The following is a 22,010-nucleotide window of genomic DNA, read 5'->3' as shown; positions in this document are numbered from 1 at the left end:
TCGGCCACCTCGACGGTCTCGGCCTCAGTCACGTTCTCGCTCGTCATCGATGCATCTTCCTTGATCGGGAGTTACACCGAACGATTTACAGTCCCCTGACGGAATGTCGGCGGGGATGTGGGTGCTCGTGTGCGGCACGGTCCACGGCGCGCGAAGCTCCAACTAACGCGGACCGGGGCCCGGCCTGGCACACGAGGCGGAACCGGTGGGACGGTGGGTCAGTCGTTCTGGCGCTGGTGGATGACCATGGGCATGCGGGTCGGGTGTGCCATGGAGGAAGTCGCCTCAGTGGGGGGCTTGCTGCCCGGGACGCAGCGGAGTCGCCAGCGGGGCAGGATGGTGGCCAGGGTGATGGTGGCTTCGAGCCAGCTGAACTTGTCGCCGATGCACTTGCGGTTGCCGGCACCGAAGGGGACGACGTGGTCGCGGGGTCGTGCGGCGACTTGCTCGGGCAGCCAGCGGTCCGGATCGAAGCGGTCCGGGTCCGGGTACAGCTCGGGGCGGCGGTGCAGCGCGTAGAGGCTGATGAGTACTTCAGTGTCGGCAGGAATCTCGTAGCCGCCGATGGTGACCGGTTCGATCGTGCGCCGCATCAGGGTGACGACGCCGTGGAGGCGGATCGCCTCATCCAGGACCCTGGTGATGCCGGGCAGCTGCGGCACGTCGGCGAAGGTGACCGGACGGTCGCCGATCGCCTTGTCGATCTCCGCGAGCAGTTCCTCTTCCACGTCTGGGCGCTGGCCTATGTGGTAGAGCGCCCAGGCGAGGGTCGAGGCCGTGGTCTCGGTGCCGGCGAACAGCATGGTGGCCAGTTCGTCGCGGACCTCCACGTCGGTCAGGCCGGCGCCGGTGTCGTCGCGCGCAGAGAGCAGCAGGGACAGAAGGTCGGTGCGGCCTTCCGGGTTGGAGGCACGCGTGGTGGTGATCACATCATCGATCACGGAGCGCATCCTGGCAGCGGACCGATCGAAGGCCCGCCAGATCGGCAGACCGTCCAGGGCCTTGGGGGCGAGAGCCCGGCGCAGCATGTCCTTCAGGATGACCGGTAGGTCCTCGCGGACGGACTCGACGGCGGGACGGCCGATGTCGGCGCTGAAGAGGGTGGCGGCCAGGGTCTCGATCGCGTAATTGCCCATGACCTGGTTGGCGTCGATGACCTGGCCGTCGCTCCAGGAGTCGGCGAGAGCCTGCGCGCGCCCGCTCATGACAGAGGCGTAGCCCTCCAGGCGCTCCTTGTAGAACATCGGCTGGATCAGGCGCCGGTTGCGTATGTGCTGCGCGCCCTCGGAGTTGCCGAGGCCGTTGCCGACGAGCGGCCTGATGCGGTCGAAGAGTCGGCCCTTCCTGAACGACCGCCCCTTCTTCACCAGGACTTCGTTGACCGTGTCGGGGGTGGTGACCAGGATCACCGGCATGGTGCCGACGTCGATGCGTAGTACGGGCCCTTCGGCGTGGAGGGATCGCAGGACTCCGAGCGGGTCGTGCAACAGGCGGGGCACGTGGCCGAGGCCGGGCACACGTCCCTTGACACGGGGGATGGAATCCAGTGACACGGGTGCGTCCTTTCGCGAGACAGACTCGCGCCGGTGCTCAGCTGCCCCGGCGTGATGGGTTGGGGGTGGCGGGTGCGCGCGAACAGTCGGCCGACCGGAGCGGTCAAGTTCGCCGCATACTATTCGTCCTTGATCGTCTTCCGACAGGGCGGCTTGGGCTACCGGGAGATCAGCCCGAGCTCGTGATGACTCAACCACCCGTCAGCCGAGGTTGCTTGACGGAGTATCTGGCCGTGGTGCGCCGCCGGTATGCTGCCCTGCGGCTGGCGATCTTGCTGCCTGGAGACCGGCAGCCGGGGCCGCAGCCCGCGGTCAGCAGTGACGATCATGAGCGCCCCGGCCGGCCTTCGTGACAGGGTGCTCCCATAACCGGAGGCTCCGTGACTACCCCACCCTCGATACCCGCCGACGGGCTCGTGCCGCCGCCCGGGTGCCCCGCCCACGGCATGGCCCCCAATGGCCTCCGGCGTCTGGCGGAGATCACCGACCCGGCCCGCGCGTACGAGGAGCTGCGCCAGGAGCACGGTCCGGTCGCTCCCGTCCTGTTGCACGGGGACATCCCGGCGTGGATCGTGCTCGGCTACCGGGAGAACCTGGAAGTGATGCGCACTCCGTCGGTGTTCAGCCGTGACTCGCGGCGCTGGAATGCCTTCCTCGAGGGTCGCGTGCCGGCAGACTCGCCCTTCCTCCCCATGGTGGCCTGGCAGCCGATGTGCGTTTTCGCCGACGGCGCGGAGCACGCCCGCTTGCGCGGCGCGGTCGTGGACGGTCTGGCCCAGTTCAACCGCCGCGGCATGCGCCGGTACGTCACCCACTACACACGCGAGCTCGTCGCCGGCTTCAAAGCGGACGGCACCGCCGACCTCGTGCGTGACTACGCCGAGCCGCTGCCCATGCTGGTCGTCAGTCGCCTGCTCGGCATGACCCCGGACAAGGGCCCACTCCTGGTCGAGCCGACACTCGACCTGCTGCGCGGCAGCGAGACCGCGGCAGCCAGCAACGCCGCCGTGACCCAGGTGCTGCAGGACCTGGTCGCTCACAAAAAGACAGCCCCGGGCAACGACCTCGCCTCAAGCCTCATCCTGCACGAGTCCCAACTGACGGACACCGAGATCGTCGAGCATCTGCGCATGACCCTGGTGGCTGCGCATCAGGGCACAGTCAATCTGATCGCCCAAACACTCCGGCTGATCCTGACAGACCGCCGGTTCCGTGGCAGCCTCTCCGGAGGCCGCATGACCCTGCCCGACGCACTGGAACAGGTCATGTGGGACAACCCCAGCATCAGTGTGGTCCCCGGCCGGTGGGCCACCGGTGACACCAAGCTCGGCGGCCAGCACATCCGGAAGGGTGACCTGCTCCTCCTCGGCATCGCCGCCGCCAATGTGGACCCGGAACAGCGGCCCGACCTCAGCGTGCCGATGCACGGCAACCGTTCGCACCTCGCACTGAGCACCGGGCCCCACGAGTGCCCGGGCGGAGACATCGGCCGCGCCATCGCGGACACCGGGATCGACGAACTCATGGCACTGCTCCCGGACGTGCGGCTGGCCATCCCCGAGACGGAGATCGGCATCACCGCCGACTGGCTTACCCGCCGTCCCTCCGCTCTTCCTGTCCAGTTCACCTGGCCGCGCTCCATTGGCTCGCAGCCCGTTCCCCCCGAACCGGCGGCCGCACAGCCGCTGCCGGAAGCCGCCCAGCCGCTGCCGGTTGCCGCCCGGGAAGTGCCCGACTCGGTCACCGCCGCCGTGTCTGAGCCTCCCCGCTCGTGGTGGCGATCGCTGCTGAACCGCTAACCGCCTTGAGCGTGACCGCCCGCCGCTGCTTCCCGCCGGCGCGCCAGGGCGGGTAACGAGCGCCGGGCCCGACCAAGGTTCGGGCCCGGCGCTCGTCGATGCCCGGACCTACGAGGACGCCGCAGCAGCCGTCTGGCGGCCCTCCGCGGCCACCGCTGCGCCCTTGAGCCGTGCAGGTGGACCGGCAGGGAGAGGACCCCCTGCTCCGAGATGGAGGCCATGCGCTGCGGCTCTGCGGCCAGCGTGAGATGCGGGTACCAGGTGAACAGTGTGCGCAGCGCGATCTGTGCCTCCAGCCTCGCCAGCCGGGCGCCCAGACAGTAATGCGCGCCGTGGCCGAACGCGATGTGCTCGCAGTTCGTGGATCTGGTGGTGTCGAACGAGTCCGGGTTCGTGTGGCGGGAGCCGTCGCGGCCTACGGCCATCACGCTCGCCATCACCGCCTCGCCCTTGGCCGCGGTGACCCCGGCGATTTCGACGTCGTCCAGGGCGTAGCGCAGCAGGATGTGACGCACGGGCGGTGAGTAGCGCAGCCCTTCCTCCACCACGGCCGCCCAGGCGGCGTCCGGGTCGGGCGCCTGCAGTGCGGCGGCGAGCATCTCGGGGTGGGTCAGCAGGGCGTGCACGGTGCTGGTGATCAGATGGATCGTCGTCTCGTGACCGGCGATGAGGAGCAGGAAGATCGTCTCCACCAGTTCCTGCTCGCTGAGCCGGTCCTGCACATCGCGGGCCGCGATCAGGGCGCTGGTGAGATCCTCGCCCGGGTGTCGGCGCTTCTCCTCGACCAGGGTGGACAGGGCGCCGTAGATCGCGGTGAAGGCCGCCCTGATGTCGTCGGCGGGGGCGTCCTGCTGGGGTATGACCAGGCGCTCGAAGTGCGCACGGAGCGCATCACTCGCGGCGTCGGGCACACCGAGCATCTTGCAGATGACGCGCACCGGCAGCGGGCGTGCGAACACTTCCTTCACGTCCACCGGTTCACCGGCGCCCGCGGCCGCGAGGTTGTCCAGCAGTTCCTCGGTGAGGGCCTCGACCAAGGGGCGCAGCGCTTCGATCGGGGCTCGAGTGAAGGCCTTGGTGACCAGCTGCCGCAGACGGCGGTGCTCGGCCCCGCCCTGGTGCCGCATCGCCGCCCCGCGCACGAGGGCCATCAGCTCCCAGTTCTCCGGCACACGGCCGTCGGTGAGCGCCGGCCAGTGGGCGGGGTCCTTGGTGAGAGCGTCATGGCCGAGAACGGCCTGCGCTGGGCAGATCCGTTGCGGTCCACGCGGGCACCCCGCCGGGGAGTTCCACGGGGGCCAGACGGCCCATGGCATTCAGGTGTCGCCCCTCCACGGCGGGTCGGCAGCGGGATCGAGCGGGCAGCGGCGGCTTGAGTCCACGGACACTCCAAACAGTGGATCGCGAAGTTCGGGGTGAGCGGGGAGGCGGCCCTGTCCAGGTCAGCCATGTCGGCCTGGCAGAGACTGGTGGCATGCGGCGTGAATGGACCGCGGCCGGGCAGGCCGGGAAAGAGGCAGACCCCCGGTGTGGACATCACCGGAACCGTCCGCCCTCGACCGACAGGCCCAACCAGCGGCTGTCGCTCCCGCGATGGCCACCTCCAGCACCCTGGGATACGGGCGCTCGCGCCACACCGTACCGATTCAGCGGCTGTTTCAGGACAAAGGGAAACTCTGATTCCCTTCGGTCCGGCGCCTTCGGTGTCTGCCCTCGCGGCGGCGGCGGCCTGCCGGGCCGCCCCCAGGCGCTGGGCTGTTGAGGACGAAGGCCACTTGCGACAAGGCCATTGGTGTGCCTGAGAGTCCTCTGTCAGCAGGTGCATCGTGCGGACCGTGCCCGTGGGTGAACAAGGGGAAGGCGGGCGGGCCTTGCCCGTCCCCCTCTGGTGACCTCCTGCCACAGAGGCCCCCTTGGTGGGCTGACTTAGCATCAGTACCATGCATGTTGACTACTTAACGTGAGATTCCGGCCATGATTCGTGCGCACGCGCCGTGCTCGCGTACCGATGAGCTGAAAGGGCAGCACGGTGACCTCACCCCTGGCGATTCCGCCGACGTACGCACCCATCCCGTCCGCCATCCACCCGAGCCACGCTGCCATCGATGCACGGACCGCCGCCTGGGCCGATCAGTTCAACATCGGGTCACAGGAATGGCGCAGCCGGCTCGTCACCCAGGACATCGGCATCTTCGCCTCGCGGATCCTTCCCGAGGGCGAGCAGGAAGTTGTCGCCCTGCTCTCCGACTTCGTCATATGGCTGTTCGCCGTGGACGACGGCTACTGCGAGGAAGGCGACCTGGGCGACAAGCCCTACGAGCTGGCGGCAGTGCTCCACCGTCTGCTGCGCATAGCGCAGAACCCCCAGGCGCCCATGCTCACCGACGATCCACTGGCTGAAGGCCTGCGCGACCTGACGCTGCGGGTGTCGCGCTGGGGAACCGCCCTGCAGACCGGACGGTGGGTGGACACCCTGCGCGAATACTTCTTCGCCGTGGCCTGGGAGGCGGAGCAGCGCGCCGCGAACCGGGTGCCCACCTTGAACGACTACGCGCTGATGCGCCTCTACGACGGCGCCACCTCCGTCGTGCAGCCGTTCCTGGAGATGGGCCAAGGATTCGAGCTCCAGCCGCACGAGCGGGACAGCAAGGCGCTGCGGGCCGCCTCCGAGATGACCTCGTTCATCACGACGTGGGACAACGACATCTACTCCCATCACAAGGAGAGCCGCGGGACGGGCTACTACCTGAACGTCGTCCGCGTGCTGATGCACGAGTACGACCTGAGCCCGGAAGCGGCCCTCACCATGGCCGTCGCCCAGCGCGACCGCGTCATGTGCCTGTTCCTGAGCCTGCGCGCGAAACTGGAGGACCAGGGAAGCCCGCAGATACGGCAGTACCTGCGTGGCCTCTCCTCCTTCATCCGGGCCACCCAGGACTGGAGCATCAGCTCCCTGCGCTACACCACGCCCGACGACCCGGCCCTGCTCCCCAGCGCGTTCACCGACAGGCCGACCGACGACAGCACCGACCCGCTGGACATCGCGTCGATCTCCTGGTGGTGGGACCTGGTGCCCGCCTCCCGAACGGACCCCCTGCGCGGATAGACCCCGGCCACCGGACAGCCCTCCTCTTGCGATCCACCGCGGCGCCCGGCAGCACCACTGCCGGGCGCCGCTCGGCCGGGCGACCTCGCGCCGTGCATGGCTCGCGGGGCCCTGATGGTCGGGGACTCCGGGCAGGAGCCCCCGACCACTCCGGTTACCGGCGGCAGTAGACGCAGGACCTGACCAGCAGCGTGCCGCCGACCAGAGCAACGAAGGACGCGTGCAAGGTCACCGGAGCCGTCGGCCGGCGGGTGCTGGCTCTCACTTCAACGCCCGAGTGGCTTCTCATCGTGATCCCTGCACAAGCGGGCCCTGAGCGGCCCTCCCTCGGCAGGTGAACGAGACGATGACGGACGCCTCGTGAGAACGCCCGGCACAGCGAAGCGAGAGCCAGCAAGCGGTCTGAAGATCACCTGGGAAGGAAAAATCATTCGTCGCCTGCGGTCACCCGCGCCCCGGGCATGTGGGGCGATCGGCTTTGCCCGCCTCTGTCGTCATCCACTCCCAGGTCGGCTCGATTTCCTCGCCGATGAAAAGCAGCGGGACCTCGCCCTCGAACCGCGAGACGCTCACCAGTACCTTTTCTCCCACCTTGTAGGCGGCACCGTCCTCCTGCGGAACAGAAAATTCCGTTTCTCCCGGTCCCGATTCGGGCTTGAGGTACCGGTCGACCTCCAGCCGGACGCGGACCGTCCCCGGCCCGGCGGACCTCACGCGGCTCACGGTCCCCTCGGCGATGAGTTCCGAGCACGCCACGATTCCCGACTCGGAGAGTCTCGCCGTCTCAGCCGGCGCCGGATCCCAAGGCGCCCACAGGGTGAGGAACAGCGCGGCCGATGCCGCCAGGCCCACCCCCGCGACGAGCAGCGCGCGGACCCTGCGCCGCCGGGCCCCCGCCTCGGGCAGCGTCACGACGCCCTGCTCCCCAGCCGGCTGCTCGTCCTCCTCCATGAACCCGCCGATGAGCTTCACCTGCTCGTCGAGCAGGTCCTCCGTCTCCTGGTCACCCGTCATCCTCGCACCCCTGTATCCGCTGAAAGATGGACTCGCATGGCCTGGACCGCCGCATGCAGGCGGCTTTTGACGGTGCCCAGCGGTACCGAGAGGACCTCCGCCATCTGCGGAACCGTCAGGTCGGCGTAGAACCGCAGGATGAGCACCTGCTTCTGCAGGGGTGGCAGCGCCTCGATGCCCTCGGCCACCGCCAGAGTGAGCACCCCCTCCTCCGGCCCGGGGACAGACTGCCGCCATGCGGTCATGGTCTGCAGCCGCTCACTGACCCGCTCCTGGCGGTTCCTGCCGCGATGCCAGTCCACCGCGTAGTTGGAGGCGACCGCCGCGGCCCACGCGCCGATGTCGCGGGGCGACTCCGTTCCCTGAGCGCGGCGCTCGATCAGCTTCAGCCGTACCTGCTGCACACCGTCCGCATGGTCGTCCCGCGGGACTCCTCCCAGCGCGAGTACCGCCCTGACGCGACGGGCCTGTGCCGGGCTGAGAGGATCCTGTTCTTCGGCTCGCACAGTCCCCCACCACATGCCCTCGACGACGGTTCAGCACTTAGACGGTGGGCGGATGCGGATCGTTCGGTTCGTGCGCGATCTTTTTCCGGCGCTACGCCCTCAGCAGGCGCCTGATCGGCCGCCACAGCTCGGTGGCGACGGTGACACCGTTGTCGGGGGCCGTGCGCCATATGAGGCCGTCGGGTGGTGCAGGACGGCCGTGATCTCGTCCGGTGTCGGCGGGGCGGTGTTGCCGCGCAGGTAGACCGCCCTGAGGCCGAGGTTGCGCAGCCTGGTCAGGGCGCGCGCCCGGTTCTGGGCGTGGACGAGGAACCGCACTCCGTGCTGACTCTCACTTCAGCGCCCGAGTGGCTTCTCATCGTGATGCCTGCCCAAACGGACCCTGAGCGGCCCTCCCCCGGCAGGTGGACGAGACGATGACGCATGCCTCGTGAGAACGCCCGGCACAGCGAAGCGAGAGTCAGCAGACATGCGGCCGACGACCCCACGCGTCACCCGATGGCCTCAGCGGACGCCTCGGTACACCTCGGCGACCTGTACACCAGCGTCGGGGGCCTTGTCCCTGCTGCGGTCGTCCGGAAGGTCGAGAGCGAGCTGGAGTTCCTAGAGATCAGCCATGCCGCAAAAGTATTGTTGGGGGCTCCCTTGCAATCTGCTGGTGGGGACAAGAGCCCCGCTGATCAGCAGCGCAGCCCGACGATTCCCCATCCCCTGGCGTGCGCGGCAGTGACGACTTCGTTCCACCCTTCCAGGAACGTCACGAACGAATCGAAGTCGTTGATCCAGCCCTCTGAACGCGCGACGTGCCGGTCGAACGGTTGGCGCAGTGCTTCCAGCTGCGGAGAGACACATTCCCACAGCAATTTCAGCTCTGCCGTCTCGATTGGCGAGCTCCACATGAGCGTGCTCGCTGGCCAAGGGCTTGACCGCTCGGCTACTTGCTCCGCATCGATGTCCTCCATGTACTCGAGGCCGTGCCAGAACAGCACAGAAGCGAAGCGGTCCAACATGCCCCGAAGCTGCTGATCCGCGAAGTCGCGGAGCCGTTCCCACCGTTCACCCGCCCAGAAGTGAGGCTTGTACGAGCCGAGCGTCCGGGAGAACTCATAGCTCGCGTACCAGTCGGCGGCAGGCCGTGTGGGCCAGGTCCAGCCCTCGTCGGCATTGGGCCGCGTGTCTTCGCCGAAGGCAGCCTCCTCCAGGAGGTCAGCCTGCTCGTCAGGCGGAGCGGCCTCGATGCGTGACCAGTCGACGATCAGTACCTCGATCGACACACCCACGGGGCAAGCACCGCCTTTCCTGTCGAGCTTCGTTCGCGCAGCAGCCACATTAGCCTCGCCGTTTCGCTTGAGTTCGGGGTTGTTGCGGCGGAAATACAAAAGTGCCTTCCTGACCTGGGACGATGAACCTTGCTGAGGGGTTCTGTCGGTCCAGGCGGAGGGCACTTTCTACGTGCAGGCTATCGGATTGCGTCCCAAGGTTCAGGTCAGTGCCGATGGTTCGGGGGTGGTCGGGCATGCCGGGGCACGGTTGCTGGCGGATCTCGCTGATGCCACCGGGCTGACCGCCGCGTACTCCGCCACGCTCAGGCCGCTTCGGCCGTGCGGGACCGGACATGACCCGGGCAGGATCGCCACCGACCTGGCGGTGATGCTCGCCGACGACGGCGAGGCCATCGCAGACCTTGCCGTACTGCGGGACCAGGCAGCAGTCTTCGGGCCTGTCGCCTCGACACCGACGGCCTGGCGGCTGCTCGCCGCTGTCGACGAGACCGCCCTTGCCTCGCTGGCTTCTGCCCGCGCCCAGGCCCGGGAAGTCGCCTGGCTGCAGGCCGCCGAGCGCGGTGAGGGCATCCCCGCAGCCCGGACCGCGGGGCGCATGCTGCCCGGTCTGGTCCTGGACCTTGATGCCACGCTGGTCACCTGCCACTCCGAGAAAGCGCAGGCCGCACCCACCTATAAGGGCGGCTTCGGCTTCCACCCGCTGCTGTGTTTCCTGGCCAACACCGGCGAGGCACTGTCCGGCCGGCTGCGGCCCGGGAACGCCGGCGCCAACACCGCCGCCGATCACATCGCGGTGCTCGCCCAGGCGCTCGCGCAGATCCCTGACGCCCACCGGCACGGCACCGACCCCCTCGTCCGCACCGACAGCGCCGGATCCGCGAAGGCCTTCCTCGCGCACGTCCGCGACCTGCGGAAACGAGGATCCGTACCTGCTTCTCGGTCGGATACGCCATCACTGAGCCGGTCCGACGCGCCATTCGGGCCATGCCCGACCGCCTCTGGCATCCCGCCCTGGACCAGGACGGAACGCTGCGTGCCGGGGCCGAGGTCGCCGAGCTGACAGGCATGATCGATCTGGACGGCTACCCGAACGGCACCCGCGTCATTGTGCGCCGGGAGCGGCCGCACCCCGGAGCCCAGCTGTCCCTGTTCGACCATGGCTTGAGCAGAACGCGCCGGCCTCGCACGAGGCGCTGCTGCCCGCCGCGGTCAAGCAGGACATCGACGCCCTGGCGCAGCAGTCGGGCGTGCGTGTGCCGGTGGAGCTGCGGGCGCTGTGGCTGCTGTGCGCGGGCAACCAGGACATCCCGGGGGCCGGCTTCTTCCCCGATCACGGGTGGGCGTTGATGCCGTTGGACTCGGTTCGTGCGGTCTACCGGCGGCAGTCGCGCTGGCAGCAGGACCACGACGATGAGGAGTCGTGGATGTGGAAGCCGTCCTGGATCCCGTTCTGCTCGTGGTCGGCGACCGACACCAGCTACGGCCTGTTCGTCGACGCGGATACGGGCGGGGTTGGGCACTGGGACGACACGGCCGTGCGCACCGTGGAGGACAAGTCGCTGACGATGCTGCTGGAGGAGATCGCCGACAAGCTGGAGAATCCGCAGCTGGCCCCGGGCTGCAAGCCCGGCCTGATCGGGGAAAGGCTGGTGTGGAGCCCTCCGTTCAATACGGACGAGGCGGCCCTGTGGCGGCCGTTCACCGGCTGACCTGAGCAACGAAGAAGGGCGGACAGGCCGTTGCCTGTCCGCCCCGGCACGGAGAAACCCGTCACCTGGTGCTGCGGAGTTTCGTCGACTGTTCTACGTGGGGCACGCCGAGGACTGGCTGAATAGGGAGACCGGCGCCCTGACCCCGCTCGCGGGGACCGGCATGCCAGCTCCTGGACTGGTCGCGGTTGATCCTACCGCCGCGCATTGCGAGTATCCGTCGCTCCTGATGACGCATCTGGAGGGCCGAACGGTCCTCGGCGATGACGGATTGGAGACACGCGTTCCTCTGCTGGCCCGTCAACTCGTGGCAATCCATGCGTTGAGACCCGTCGAGCCGCCCAAAGAGTATGTGGCGTTGACGACCGCCGACACCGTCGTGACTGCAAAGGGCGCCGACGCGGCGGTTTGGGGCGCGGCGATCGACGTGATCCGCAAGCCCGCGCCGCCCTATGAAGGGCGATTTCTGCACCGGGATTTCCAGCCCGGCAACTCGCTGTTCGACGTGCCGCCCCCAGGGTCGGCAGATGCCCGGATCACCGGCGTCGTTGACTGGGCAGCGACTTCCTAGGGCCCGGCGGATCTCGATGTGGCGCACTGCTCGACCACTCTCGCGCTGCTGCACCGCCCGGCGTGGGGTCTGCGGTTCGCTGAGGCGTATGAGGAGGCCGGCGGGGTGCTGGCCGCGGCCGCGAGCGAGCGGCTGTACTGGCGGGTGCGGGACGGGCTGGCTTGCTCAGAAGAAGTGCAGCAGGTGGCGCAGCCATGGCGGAAGGCAGGCAGGACAGAGCTGACGACGCGGGCTGTGGAGGAGCGGCTGGATGCCTACGTCACCGCCCTGATGGACGTGCTGGGCTGAGCCAAAGCAGCCCGGGGCGCGGGCCGGCAGTGAGCGCCGGGTCCGGCTGAGCCGATCGCACACCCGCACCAGGGCACCCCCGAGTACGGCCGACAGCTCAGCGACGCCTCCAGATCGAACGGCGATATCACTCGCCGTAACAGCTCCGCCGAGATCTGTGCCAGAACCCACGAATCGTGAACACAGCCACGCCGCAGTCGTCATCACGAGAACCAGGCTTTTGGCCTTCCTCAGCCTCGATGATCCATCACACGAACACAGAGGTTCCGTCGGCGAACTGACGAGGACTCACGAGCGTTGACTGCATTCTGGCTACGCCTTGAAAACGCCGCGATTGTAGCGAAGCGTCCCCACGACGATGGCAACGATGACCGCGGTGATGACGGCCGTTCCCACGACCGAGCTGGTAGCGGCGAAAATGCCACCGAATCCGGCCACGCCCAGAGCTGCACCTACCGCGAGGCTGGTCTCCTGGAGAGCCGCAGCGCGTGCAACATCCTTGGGTGGAACGCTCCCCAGCAGGTACGCGTCTCCGGACGCCATAGAGACGCCCACGCCCAGACCGATCAAGAAGCTTGCCGGCCACAAGCCGACAAAAGCGGCTATTACGAGGCCAAGAGCGCACGTGGCCAAGCTGACCTGCAGCATGTGAACCGGGGTAAACCGGGACTGCAGTTTGTGGAAAGCGAATCCTCCGAGCGATACCCACAGCGCCAGAACCGAAACCGGCACGGTGGACAGCAGCGAATCGGCCTCTGCGCTGAAGAGGAAAACCGATCCTGTGTAGCACGCAGAACTGATTACCAGCGCGAGTGAACAGGCGCCCAATCGGGAGAAGCTGAGCATCCGTACATCGATGAGTGGATCCCGAGAGCGGAGTTGTCGCATGCAAAAGACCGCCATGACGGCGCATCCGGCGACAGTCGCTAGTACTCGCCCGAATGCCGCACCATGACTCTGCAGACCGGCCACGAAGAGCCCGAAGCCAAGAAGAGCTAGGACTGAAGAAGCGACATCGACCTTAGTCGACGAGGCCTGGCCCAGACTGATGTCGCGTAACAGCAGAGTCGCAAGCGCTCCGCACGCCAGAGCGATTGCGGCCGGCAGCCAGAACAGCAGAGTGTATGCGCCCATGTCGACGAACGCTCGGCCGATCAGTGGTCCTGCACCAGCTCCGATGCTGTAGGTCGTGATCCACAGGGAGTAGCCCAGTGTGCGCTCGGCAGTTTCAGGCAGCCCGCCAATGACCGAGGCAACGCTGGAAACGATCAAGGCATAGCCAAAGCCTTGTATGAACCGAGTTGCTGTCCACGTCACTGACGAATCCAGCAGGACAGGACTGGCTCCTGCGATCGCAAACACGAAAAGCCCGGTCGCCAACGTCACGCCAGGGCCCATCCGTGCGCCCAGACGCGACCCGAGAACAACACTCGAGGCAAGGGCAATCGTGTATCCGTCGATGAACCACAGGCGCCACGAATCGGTCAGTACCGGCAGGTCGTAGGCGATGGAGTTGAACAGCGTGGAGTCCACACCGCCGAGGAACATGGGGATTAAGAGCAGGAGGAAAAGAATCTTCTTTGACACGGCGGTAGACCGCGCTGGAACAAGGACAGTTCCGGTCATGGCAGACCTCGTCTCAGTTGACCTTCTGTGGCGATTACAGGAGGAGCAGGATCACTGCAATGAAGCCCGGCAGTACCGTCAAATCCACCGTCGTCTTCTACTTCCGACCCTGGTGTGGTGTGCGTGAGCCGCACAGCGCTGGTGGCCGCTCCGACCTGGGTGGGCGCAGCCGGCCGGGCAGTCAACGCTGACCTTGGAGGGCGCCATGAAATCTCCGAGTCGATGCGGAACCATCTAAGACGGTTCTACCAGTCTGCGCTTCTGAAGGCAACCGGCCAAGCTGGTTCCAAGCCGTTTTTCCCCGGGCTCCGTCTGGGTAACGTGCCAACGACTGGCTTCACGGCGGCCCTGACGCAGCGTTTGCTACGAGGGCGCTGCAGGGCATTCCTGCGCCGTCCCGACCCGGGTCTGCCGGGCCGCCGACCAGCGTCTGCCGACCTCACGCTGGTGCGGCCCGAAGGACGGGAACCGCCGCCGCCGGCGGCGATCCGGCCGATCGACAGCAGCGAGCCCGTCCAGGATCATGAAGGCCCGGCCCGAGCCTGTACGGCGTCGGCAAGGCGAAGTGCGCGCATGGCAGGACCTCAATGGCCTCGCTTATGCAGCGGCACACGATGGCGACTTCGATACCGAACCCGCGCTGAACCGAGCGCAGGTGTCACCACACCGCCGGTGGGCCAGGACCAGCAAGGCCTGGCCCACCCGCAGTCAGCCGCGACCGGCAACAGCCGATCTCCCCCGGTTCAGCGCCAGTCGATCGGCGAGATGCCGCAAGTGTGCGCTGGACAGCTCGATCGGCGACGGGCCGACGAGCACGCGAGGCCTCTGGTAAGTACGGGTGACCTTCGTCGTGACCTCAGCTACCAGGAGCTTCGTCGTTCCGCAGAACCAGACGACCCACACGCGGCTCGCACCGGCAGGTCGTAGACGGCCTCTTGCGTAGCGGCGTATGGAAACGCCAGAGGCGCGCGACAGCGAGGAGGGCGGCCTTGCCCAAAGCACCCTCGATATCCGGTGCCAGATCCAAGAGGCGCAGCGGCAAGAGCTCAGATGATGTCCGTCGCCGTGCGTCACGCTCAAACCGGGAACGCTGGTGCTGACGGTCCGAGCCTGCTGACTACATGGCCGACGTAGACGGAAACTCGCGGTTGCTGAGGTGCTGCGGACGCGGCCTGGGCGCGGCGTACGGCGCTCCCAGCGTGTTCTCCACGCTGTTGTACACGATGAAAATGTTCGAGCGCGCGAAGGGCGAGAGGTTTCCGTTGGAACCGTGGAGCAGGTTCGAGTCGAACATCACCGCGGACCCGGCAGGACCTACGATCTGCTCGATTCCATGCTCGTCGGCCATTCGCGTCAAGTGCTTCCGGTCCGGGGAGCCGACACTGGGGCTGGCCACACGGAGCGACTCCTTGTGGTAGTCCAGCGGTGTCGCCCCTATCGTAGGAATGAACACCTTGTGAGTACCAGGCATAACCATGAGCGGGCCGTTGAACGGGTGATTCGCGGTCAGTGAAATTGAGACACTGAACGCGCGCGGTCGGGGCATGCCATCCTCAGAGTGCCAAGTTTCAAAGTCAGAGTGCCAGTGGAATGGAGCACCGCCGAAACCAGGCTTGTAGTTGACTCGGCTCTGGTGAATGTACACCTCCGAGTCGAGGACCTGCCGGGCGATGTTGGTGAGCCGAGGAGACTGAAGCAGTTCAGCAAAGATTTGACTGACCTTCTCAACCTCGAAAACGGACCGAACCTGGTCAGACTCCGGCTCCAGGATTACGCGCTCACTCGCGCGCAGCACCGGATCCTCGCTAAGACGCTGCAGTTCGGCGAGGTATGTCTGCACCTCCTGCTCAGACAGTAGGTCGTCAAGGACCAGGTAGCCACTGGACTCATACTGATCCAACTGCTTGCTGTCGAGCGGGCCCCGAGCCCCTCCCCACACCGTCGGATCGGTCCGCGGCTGAGGAACGGACTCACCAATGACTCGGGTTGGATACAAGTCGGGGCGCCGAGTGATAGTCATATGCTGGTCTCCTTTACAGGGGAGCGGCGGTTTGGTTTGCCCATGCCGTGAGCTCGCAATACGAGATGCTGGACGATCCACGTCTTTCCTTGCTCACAGCTCGCTGGTTCGTTCTCCAGCCCTCTAAATTCTGCAAGCTTCCGCGCGGCAAAGGAAGAGCTAATGAGTGTCCTGAATCGGCCTTGACCTAATCCGGACCGCAGTCGGGATCGGTGCCCACCCATTCCAGCGCGCAGGGCGAGAGCTGTCAGCACGTCGCAGGCGCCGTTCAGCCAGTTGAGGCTACACAGCACCAGAGCGCTCCCGGAAGCGCTCTGCGAGCGGTGGCTGAGCGCTCTCGCGAGCGGCCACTGATCGAGTGAGGGGCAGCGGGAAGCCTGCAACGCACGAGGCTCCTGTGCTGTTGTGAGAGGTACCTGACGTCTCAACTCGGCTTCGCAAGAGTGTCGTTGGTTCCCAGTCCTGCCGCACTCGATCTGTCTCCGATCTGCGTGCGGATGTCGTCGGCCAGGGCCCGGGCGGCGTCCTCCTGGATGTCGAGCGCCTCGAGCAAGGGCTGGATGTTCACGTACTCACCGCCTGCGCATCGCGCCAGGTGGGAGTGTTCGTGCCGGTGAGCCGGTGGACCACGACGTGGGTCATCGCCCAGTAGACGCGGGAGGCTGAAGAGACCGGGCGGTGCTCGTAGTCGCGGAACAGGCGCCGGTGCAGTATCAGGATCCCGAAGGTCTGCTCGACCCTCCACCGCTTCAGCTGCGGGGACGAACCCCTGGTCCTGCGGATTGCGTTTGACGATCTCCACGTCGATCCCGAGCGAGGCGCCTTGGTCGACGACGGCGTTCTTGAAGCCCTGGTCGACCAGCGCCTCGTGCACCGTGGCCCGTGCCCGGCGACATGGTCGAGCAGCGCGGTGCCCGCGGCGTTGTCGTGCGCGCTCGCGGCGAGCACGACGACCGCGATGACCAGGCCCAGCACGTCGACGGCCAGGCCCGCTTGCGGCCCGGCACCTGCTTCGCCGGGTCCCGACCGGTCGAGGCGGCGGGGACCCCGGCAGCCGCGTGGACACTTTGCGTGTTCAGCACCACCAGGGTCGGGTCCTCTAATCGCCGGGCCTTCTCGCGGACCTGGCAGCGCAGGAGTTCATGGATGATCTGGTCGGTCCCGTCGTCCGCCAGGCGGCGAAGTAGTAGTACGTCGCGCTCTTCTGCGGCAGGTCGTGCGGGAGGTAGGCCCGCTGGCAGCCGGTCCGGCCCTGGTAGAGGATCGCGTTGATTCTCCCGCATGGCGTAGGCGCCCTGATGGCCGCTGATCGAGCGGTGCCTGTCCTTCCATGCGGTGATCACCGGCTCGATCAACGACCACTGCTCATCCGATAAGTCACTCGGGTACGACCAGCTCGATGCGGTGACCGACATGCTCGGGCAGCAGTTCCCCAAGGTCAGGCAGATGCTCCTGGACGCCAAGGAGGACCTGACCGCCTTCGCCGCCTTCCCCATCTCCCACTGGAAGAAGATCCAGTTCTCAAATCCCCTGGAACGGATCAACCGCGAGATCAAGCGCCGCACCGACGTCGTGCAGGTCTTCCCCAACCCGGCCGCGCTCGAACGGCTGGTCACCGCCGTGCTCAGCGAGATGCACGACGAATGGATCGCCTTCCCCCGCCGCTACCTCTCCGAAGGCAGCATGACGGCCATCAACGCCGCCGAACACGCCGACCACACCACCCACGCACTCCCCAAGACTCCGAACACTACGGACGATTGATCGCCTACACCATCACGGGGGACGCGACCTCGCCGCAAGCTCCCGCCTGCAACGCGCTCTTGCCGGCATGGCGGAGCTGCTCCCGATGACACCCGCGCCCATCTGGCCGACGGCTTCGACATCTCGGAGGGGGGCCACTCCCAGCCACGCCACCTCGGAGACCACTCTTCTCGTCGCGGCACCAAGACTGCTGGACGTCCGCAGCAACGATCCCGACCGTTCTGGGTGACGGCACCCGGCCGCATGTGACCCAGTCCGTGACGGTCGCGTCGGCTACTCCCACAAACGCCGCCGCTACGCAGTGGGCGTGCAGGTTCGTGGCATGGCCAGCCGGTCCTGACAATTGCCGTGGTCTCGTCGTCAGGGCCGGCGTGCTCACGATCTCACGCGACGATCATTCGGATCTGCGAGCGCCAGGGCGTACCCCTGCTGGCCGGCCGCGTCTGCACAGGTACCTGAGGTCCTGGCCTGGTGCGCGGGAGCTCAGTGCTGGTGGCCATTACCTCGCGCTGGGGGTGCGGCCCGGCCTCTTGGCGCCCAACGCTGACCTTGGACGAGGGGCATGAGATCTGCGAGCCGCCATGGAACCGTCCATGATGGTTCTAGCACTTGCCCTCCAAATGGCAACCGGCTAGGGTGGTTCCATGTCCGTCAACCATTTCCCTGAGTTCCGTCTTGGTAGGGTTCTAGCGACCAGCTTCACGGCGACTCTGACGGAGCGTTGCGGCGAACCCGTGGAGCGTATTCCTGTCCCTCACCGGCTCGTGGACTGGTTGGCAATCAATGGGCTCGTGGTCGATTCCTGTAGCGATTCTCAGCTCGACCACGCTCGAGAACTGCGTGAATCAATTCACGCAGCCGCTACCGCCGTCGCAAACCAAGCTCTTCCTCCCCGTTCAGCTGTCCAAGTCATCAATGACTGCAGTACTGGCGGTCGGGCCTCACTCATCTTGTCGTCCGAGGGCAGCCAGGAGTGGCGGCTGGGTTCCGCTTCCGTCGAAGACGCGCTCAGCGTGATCGCCGCTGATGCGATCAGCATCATCTCGGGAGAACGCGAAGGAAAGATGGCCCTGTGCGCATCGCCAACATGCCGAGCCGCCTTCTTCGACACCAGCCGAGGCGCCACGCGCAGATGGTGCGAGATGAATACCTGTGGGAATCGCGAGAAAAAGGCGCGGTTCCTCGCTAACAAGCGCCAAAAATCAAGCCTCGCCAGCTGAACACCATCCCTCATGCGCCGCGACTTCAGCGGCGAGGACCGCACGATCGGTCTTGGGCTGGGTTAATGCTCTGGGTTAATGCTGTCCACCAGGCCGGCGCCGGACTGGCCACAGTGGTCCGCGACACGGCCGCCACCTACACCCCGTATATGACCGCCGCGAGCGGGTAGCCGCGCGGTGGAGTGCTGCTCGCGAGTTCGGAACGACGCCGCTCGACGCCCATCGAGCGGCGTCGTTGACGACGGGCGCAGGGCGTCGTTAGCCACCAGACTCCCCCAGTCCCTCGTCTCGCTACCGCACAAAGTTTCAGAGAGGGAATCGCATGCTCGACGTTCTGGGAATAGACGCTACGGCTGAGGTGGTCTACCGCGAGATGCTGGCGCACCCGCAGGAGGGTGTGGCAGATCTGATGCGCCGACTCGAGCTGACTGAGCATGCGGTGCGGGCAGCACTCGACACTCTGGGAGAGCTGGCTCTGGTATGGCATTCCCCCGAAGATCCCCAGAACTTTCACGTGGTGGAACCGCATCTCGCCGCAGAGATCCTGCTGGCCAGGGAACGAGCCGAGCTCGCCGCGCAACAGCAGCGTGTGCAAGAGGCTCAGGCTGCCGCGTTACAGCTCAAATCGGAATTCACCCAGGACAGTGTCAAAGACGAGTTACATCGCCTGACGGGGGTCGACTCCGTCCGCGACTACCTGGCAACTCTGCACGATAAGGTTGAGGATGAGCTGTTGACCTTCGCTCCGGGCGGAGCCCAGACGACAGCCAATCTGCGCAGCTCGCGACCTCTCGCCGAAGACCTGCTGAAGCGCGGCGTGCAGATGCGCACAGTGTATATAGACAGCGTCCGCAACGATCCTGCCACGGTGGCGCACGCGGATTGGCTGGCCGCGCGCGGCGGCCGAATACGTACCGTCCCCTCGTTGCCGAACCGCTTGATCATCTGTGACAGGAAGATCGCCATCGTTGCTGTCGACTCGGACGACACCTCTGCCGGCGCAGTGGTCCTGCAGACGGCAGGAGTGGTCTCCTCCCTGTACGCCCTGTTCGAGAGCATCTGGCAGTCCGCCCAGCCGATGGGTGCGACCACTCAACCGGCCGATGCGCAGAGTCTTAGTCCGCAGCAATTGGAAGCCCTGAGGCTGTTGTCCCTGGGGCACACCGACGACTACGTCGCGGCGCGGTTAGGTGTGTCGAGTCGAACGGCACGCCGTATTGCCACGAAACTCATGGAACACCTCGGCGCGCGAAGCCGCTTCCAAGCCGGCCTGCACGCGGCCGCGAGGGGCCTCATCCGGCCTTGACGGTCCGTACAGTCGCGAGTCGACGAGCAATCGAAGGGGATTGACTATTCGAACAGGACAATACCTCATGTACCTCGTACAGCTCACTCTTGCCTCTCCGGGCGATGCCCCCCTGCCTGCTGAGCTCAAGCAGGTGCTCCAAGCCACAGCGCCGGACGTTCTCGAACACGTCGGCATCCATTTTCAGGCACAGCCTCACCTTGTCATCAGTCTCTTCCTCCGCGCCGCCTCCTTGAATGAGGCGGAGACGACAGCGGAGCAGATCTGGGAACGCGCGACCGCTTCCTGCTCCCAGCTGGCTGAATGGCCCTTGCTGCGTGCCGAAGTGCCTCTCCACCCCTACGACTTGGAATGAGAGGCCGTATCTCAATCGATCTTGGATCGCGCAGGTCGAACGGAGTTCCTGGTCGGGTGATCCTCCGCCGGTGCGCGCATGAAGGCAGAGCCCCCTGGTAGCTCGGGGGTGCGATCCCATTCCGAGTGGTTCCCGGAGGCCCTGTTGTCGTTGTTGTACGCGTCCGAGCCCGCCCGCTTCAACTTGCCTGTCCGATCGTGTGATTGCCTCGCTCACCTCTACGGCAACGCGGCTGATCACTCTGATCGGGTGCGCCGGTATCCGTCGGACATGACGGACGCGGAGTGGGCGGCCGTCCGGCCGCTGCTGCCGGTGCCTGGCTGGATGCGCGGCCGGGGAGGGCAGCCGGAGGCGTACTGCCACCGGGCGATACTCGATGCCATCCGCCACCTGTCGACAACGGCATCAAGTCGCGGGCAGTGCCCGCCGACTTCCCGCCGTGGGACTGGGTCTACGCGTTTTCCGCCACTGTCGCGACCAGCTGCTGGTCAAGGAGTTCCACGACCGGCTGCGCGCCGAGGTCCGCGAGGAACTGGGCCGTGACGCGGAGCCGACGGCCGGGGTGATCGACTCGCAGTCGGTCAAGGCGGACGCCGTCGTCGGCTCCGACAGCGCGGGTTCGACGGAGGCAAGCTGATCAACGGCCGCAAGCGGCACGTCGTGGTCGACACACTCGGTCTGCTGCTGGGCGTGACGGTCACCGCCGCGGACACCGGCGACCACACCACCGCCCAAGTCCTGCTGCGACAAGTCGCCGACGCGCACCACCGCCTCGCCCTCGTCTGGGCCGACGGCGGCTACACCGGCAGCCTCGTCGAGCACTGCCTGGCCACGCTCGCGCTGGTCCTGTCGATCGTCAAGCGCAGCGACGACCAGAAGGGGTTCGTGGTGCTTGGTGGATCGTCGAGCGCCTCTTCGCCCACCTGATGCGCAGCCGCCGCCTGGCACGCGACTACGAACGCCGCACCACCAGCGCCGAAGCGAAGGTCTACTGGTCGATGATCCTGCTCATGACCCGCCGCCTGACCCGCTCACACCTGCAGCCAGCGTGAACCGGCCCGGCGCGGGCTCGGCCAGCCAGCCCCGCGCGACCGGGCGTTTCGCCTTCGACCGCAGCGCTTCCACTCGCGCCGACACCACCTCCATGCCGAACATCACGGCCAACTCCTGGCAGATCAACGGCCCTTGGTAGAGCCGGTGCCGGTCCGCGAGGGCGGTGAGGATGCGCTGATAGTCCACCGACAGCACCGCCCCGGCCAGCCCCTCACGCCACATGGACACCTGCGGCTTCGCCTTCGCCGCCCCTGACACCTGCGCGGTCTTTCCGGTCTGCTCCTCGGCAGCCGGCACGGTCAGGTCGGCCTGGGCGTGGTCCTGCCCTCTCTCGTCCGCCGGGGCCAGCACTTCGCCGGCCCCGCGAGCGGGCGATAGCCCACTCCTGCCATTCCCGCTCGGCCGCGGCCAGTTCGGCCTGGATACGATCGGCCTCCTCCCACAGCTCGTCCACGCGACGGCGAGCACCCAGCTCACGCTGTTCCAACAGCCCAACCGCCGACGGCATCCACGACCTCCCGGGGAGCAACAGCACGACAGGCCACTACTCCCACGGGACCTCTCGCCCTACGCACGACCAGCGGAAACGCAGTCCTCAAGCCCGGAAAGACAACAGCTACTCAGCCATCGCCCGAGGTCAGCGACATGGACGCATACACTGCTCGGCCCGCGGACTCGAGCAGGTATTCGAACAGCTTTGCACTGACCGCCAACACCTCGATGACGATGAGGCGGACCTGGTGGGTCTGTCAAACGGACGGTGTAACCAGAGTGGTTGAGGTTACTGACGGGCTGCGGAGAGCCGACCGTCGAAGGTGATGTCGAAGGCGTTCAGGG

16 protein-coding genes and 6 pseudogenes are annotated in these 22,010 nt (G+C 66.8%); 11 read left to right on the top strand and 11 right to left on the bottom strand.

The features are described 5' to 3' along the window. Nucleotides 1-218: 218 nt before the first annotated feature. On the bottom strand, nt 219-1,553 hold the full coding sequence (locus ACWD0A_RS32850; protein ID WP_451304095.1) for a cytochrome P450: 1,335 nt from the start codon (nt 1,551-1,553) through the stop codon (nt 219-221). Nucleotides 1,554-1,933: 380 nt separating this feature from the next. Between ACWD0A_RS32850 and ACWD0A_RS32845 the strand changes: the two genes are divergently transcribed. Continuing rightward, the gene (locus tag ACWD0A_RS32845; protein WP_451304093.1) at nt 1,934-3,352 is read left to right on the top strand and encodes a cytochrome P450; all 1,419 of its coding nucleotides are present in this window, start codon (nt 1,934-1,936) and stop codon (nt 3,350-3,352) included. Here the strand turns inward: ACWD0A_RS32845 and ACWD0A_RS32840 are convergent. Next, nucleotides 3,349-4,524, bottom strand: coding sequence for a cytochrome P450 (locus ACWD0A_RS32840; RefSeq protein WP_451304091.1), 1,176 nt, complete (start codon nt 4,522-4,524; stop codon nt 3,349-3,351). The two genes, ACWD0A_RS32845 and ACWD0A_RS32840, sit on opposite strands and share 4 nt — an antisense overlap. An 857-nt stretch (nt 4,525-5,381) precedes the next feature. Here ACWD0A_RS32840 and ACWD0A_RS32835 point away from each other — a divergent pair. Next, nucleotides 5,382-6,458 carry a selina-4(15),7(11)-diene synthase gene (locus ACWD0A_RS32835; protein ID WP_451304089.1) on the top strand — a complete coding sequence of 359 codons (1,077 nt, stop codon included), beginning with the start codon at nt 5,382-5,384 and terminating at the stop codon, nt 6,456-6,458. 444 nt (nt 6,459-6,902) lie between these two features. Here the strand turns inward: ACWD0A_RS32835 and ACWD0A_RS32830 are convergent, their stop codons facing one another. From ACWD0A_RS32830 to ACWD0A_RS32815, 4 genes and pseudogenes are all read right to left on the bottom strand, one after another. Beyond that, nucleotides 6,903-7,472, bottom strand: a complete 570-nt coding sequence (locus tag ACWD0A_RS32830) for a hypothetical protein (RefSeq protein WP_451304087.1) — start codon at nt 7,470-7,472, stop codon at nt 6,903-6,905. Further along, on the bottom strand, nt 7,469-7,993 hold the full coding sequence (locus ACWD0A_RS32825; protein WP_373429382.1) for an RNA polymerase sigma factor: 525 nt from the start codon (nt 7,991-7,993) through the stop codon (nt 7,469-7,471). The genes ACWD0A_RS32830 and ACWD0A_RS32825 overlap by 4 nt, the downstream gene beginning before the upstream one ends. A 76-nt stretch (nt 7,994-8,069) precedes the next feature. Next, nucleotides 8,070-8,296 (bottom strand): annotated as a pseudogene (locus ACWD0A_RS32820) (hypothetical protein). A 362-nt stretch (nt 8,297-8,658) separates the two neighbouring features. After that, the gene (locus ACWD0A_RS32815) at nt 8,659-9,258 is read right to left on the bottom strand and encodes a hypothetical protein (protein ID WP_451304085.1); all 600 of its coding nucleotides are present in this window, start codon (nt 9,256-9,258) and stop codon (nt 8,659-8,661) included. A gap of 142 nt (nt 9,259-9,400) precedes the next feature. Here ACWD0A_RS32815 and ACWD0A_RS32810 point away from each other — a divergent pair. From ACWD0A_RS32810 to ACWD0A_RS32800, 3 genes and pseudogenes are all read left to right on the top strand, one after another. Further along, nucleotides 9,401-10,416: pseudogene (locus ACWD0A_RS32810) on the top strand (IS1380 family transposase); the annotation flags it as partial. Between the two features lie 38 nt (nt 10,417-10,454). Beyond that, nucleotides 10,455-10,970 carry an SMI1/KNR4 family protein gene (locus ACWD0A_RS32805; protein WP_451304097.1) on the top strand — a complete coding sequence of 172 codons (516 nt, stop codon included), beginning with the start codon at nt 10,455-10,457 and terminating at the stop codon, nt 10,968-10,970. Between the two features lie 44 nt (nt 10,971-11,014). Then, nucleotides 11,015-11,829 (top strand): annotated as a pseudogene (locus tag ACWD0A_RS32800) (aminoglycoside phosphotransferase family protein); the annotation flags it as partial. Nucleotides 11,830-12,141: 312 nt separating this feature from the next. Here ACWD0A_RS32800 and ACWD0A_RS32795 read toward each other — a convergent pair. The 4 genes and pseudogenes from ACWD0A_RS32795 to ACWD0A_RS32780 all read right to left on the bottom strand — a co-directional run bounded on the left by ACWD0A_RS32795 (nt 12,142) and on the right by ACWD0A_RS32780 (nt 16,890). Further along, nucleotides 12,142-13,416: an MFS transporter gene (locus ACWD0A_RS32795; RefSeq protein ID WP_451304083.1), complete on the bottom strand. Its 1,275-nt coding sequence runs from the start codon at nt 13,414-13,416 to the stop codon at nt 12,142-12,144. 1,156 nt (nt 13,417-14,572) lie between these two features. After that, a complete protein-coding gene (gene thpD / locus ACWD0A_RS32790; RefSeq protein ID WP_451304081.1) occupies nt 14,573-15,475 on the bottom strand; it encodes an ectoine hydroxylase in 903 nt (300 codons plus the stop codon). Nucleotides 15,476-15,899: 424 nt separating this feature from the next. Continuing rightward, the gene (locus ACWD0A_RS32785) at nt 15,900-16,043 is read right to left on the bottom strand and encodes a hypothetical protein (RefSeq protein WP_451304079.1); all 144 of its coding nucleotides are present in this window, start codon (nt 16,041-16,043) and stop codon (nt 15,900-15,902) included. Beyond that, nucleotides 16,040-16,890, bottom strand: a pseudogene (locus tag ACWD0A_RS32780) (IS5 family transposase). Before ACWD0A_RS32780 ends, ACWD0A_RS32785 begins: the two are co-directional and overlap by 4 nt. Between ACWD0A_RS32780 and ACWD0A_RS32775 the strand changes: the two are divergent. From ACWD0A_RS32775 to ACWD0A_RS32750, 6 genes and pseudogenes are all read left to right on the top strand, one after another. Further along, a pseudogene (locus ACWD0A_RS32775) lies at nt 16,868-17,239 on the top strand (transposase); the annotation flags it as partial. The pseudogenes ACWD0A_RS32780 and ACWD0A_RS32775 overlap by 23 nt on opposite strands. A 644-nt stretch (nt 17,240-17,883) precedes the next feature. Next, nucleotides 17,884-18,459: a CGNR zinc finger domain-containing protein gene (locus ACWD0A_RS32770; RefSeq protein ID WP_451304077.1), complete on the top strand. Its 576-nt coding sequence runs from the start codon at nt 17,884-17,886 to the stop codon at nt 18,457-18,459. A gap of 322 nt (nt 18,460-18,781) precedes the next feature. Next, nucleotides 18,782-19,765 (top strand): LuxR C-terminal-related transcriptional regulator, encoded by a 984-nt coding sequence (locus tag ACWD0A_RS32765; RefSeq protein WP_451304075.1) that lies wholly within the window; start codon nt 18,782-18,784, stop codon nt 19,763-19,765. 67 nt (nt 19,766-19,832) lie between these two features. After that, on the top strand, nt 19,833-20,120 hold the full coding sequence (locus ACWD0A_RS32760) for a hypothetical protein (RefSeq protein ID WP_451304073.1): 288 nt from the start codon (nt 19,833-19,835) through the stop codon (nt 20,118-20,120). A 439-nt stretch (nt 20,121-20,559) separates the two neighbouring features. Continuing rightward, a complete protein-coding gene (locus ACWD0A_RS32755) occupies nt 20,560-20,757 on the top strand; it encodes a hypothetical protein (RefSeq protein WP_451304071.1) in 198 nt (65 codons plus the stop codon). Nucleotides 20,758-20,780: 23 nt separating this feature from the next. Beyond that, nucleotides 20,781-21,047, top strand: coding sequence for a transposase (locus tag ACWD0A_RS32750; protein ID WP_451304069.1), 267 nt, complete (start codon nt 20,781-20,783; stop codon nt 21,045-21,047). An 81-nt stretch (nt 21,048-21,128) separates the two neighbouring features. Here ACWD0A_RS32750 and ACWD0A_RS32745 read toward each other — a convergent pair. Then, a pseudogene (locus ACWD0A_RS32745) lies at nt 21,129-21,681 on the bottom strand (hypothetical protein). Between the last annotated feature and the right edge of the window lie 329 nt (nt 21,682-22,010).

Source organism: Streptomyces sp. NPDC002867 (assembly GCF_053591895.1).
The sequence above is the reverse complement of the archived record's forward strand: the minus strand, read 5'-3'. Positions and strand labels throughout refer to the sequence as shown.

What these genes read in the sequence shown, in the direction of transcription:
- ACWD0A_RS32830 (WP_451304087.1), bottom strand. Translation starts at nt 7,472, where the DNA reads ATGACGGGTGACCAGGAGACGGAGGACCTGCTCGACGAGCAGGTGAAG.
- ACWD0A_RS32825 (WP_373429382.1), bottom strand. Translation starts at nt 7,993, where the DNA reads ATGTGGTGGGGGACTGTGCGAGCCGAAGAACAGGATCCTCTCAGCCCG.
- thpD (WP_451304081.1), bottom strand. Translation starts at nt 15,475, where the DNA reads ATGACTATCACTCGGCGCCCCGACTTGTATCCAACCCGAGTCATTGGT.
- ACWD0A_RS32770 (WP_451304077.1), top strand. Translation starts at nt 17,884, where the DNA reads ATGTCCGTCAACCATTTCCCTGAGTTCCGTCTTGGTAGGGTTCTAGCG.
- ACWD0A_RS32765 (WP_451304075.1), top strand. Translation starts at nt 18,782, where the DNA reads ATGCTCGACGTTCTGGGAATAGACGCTACGGCTGAGGTGGTCTACCGC.
- ACWD0A_RS32760 (WP_451304073.1), top strand. Translation starts at nt 19,833, where the DNA reads ATGTACCTCGTACAGCTCACTCTTGCCTCTCCGGGCGATGCCCCCCTG.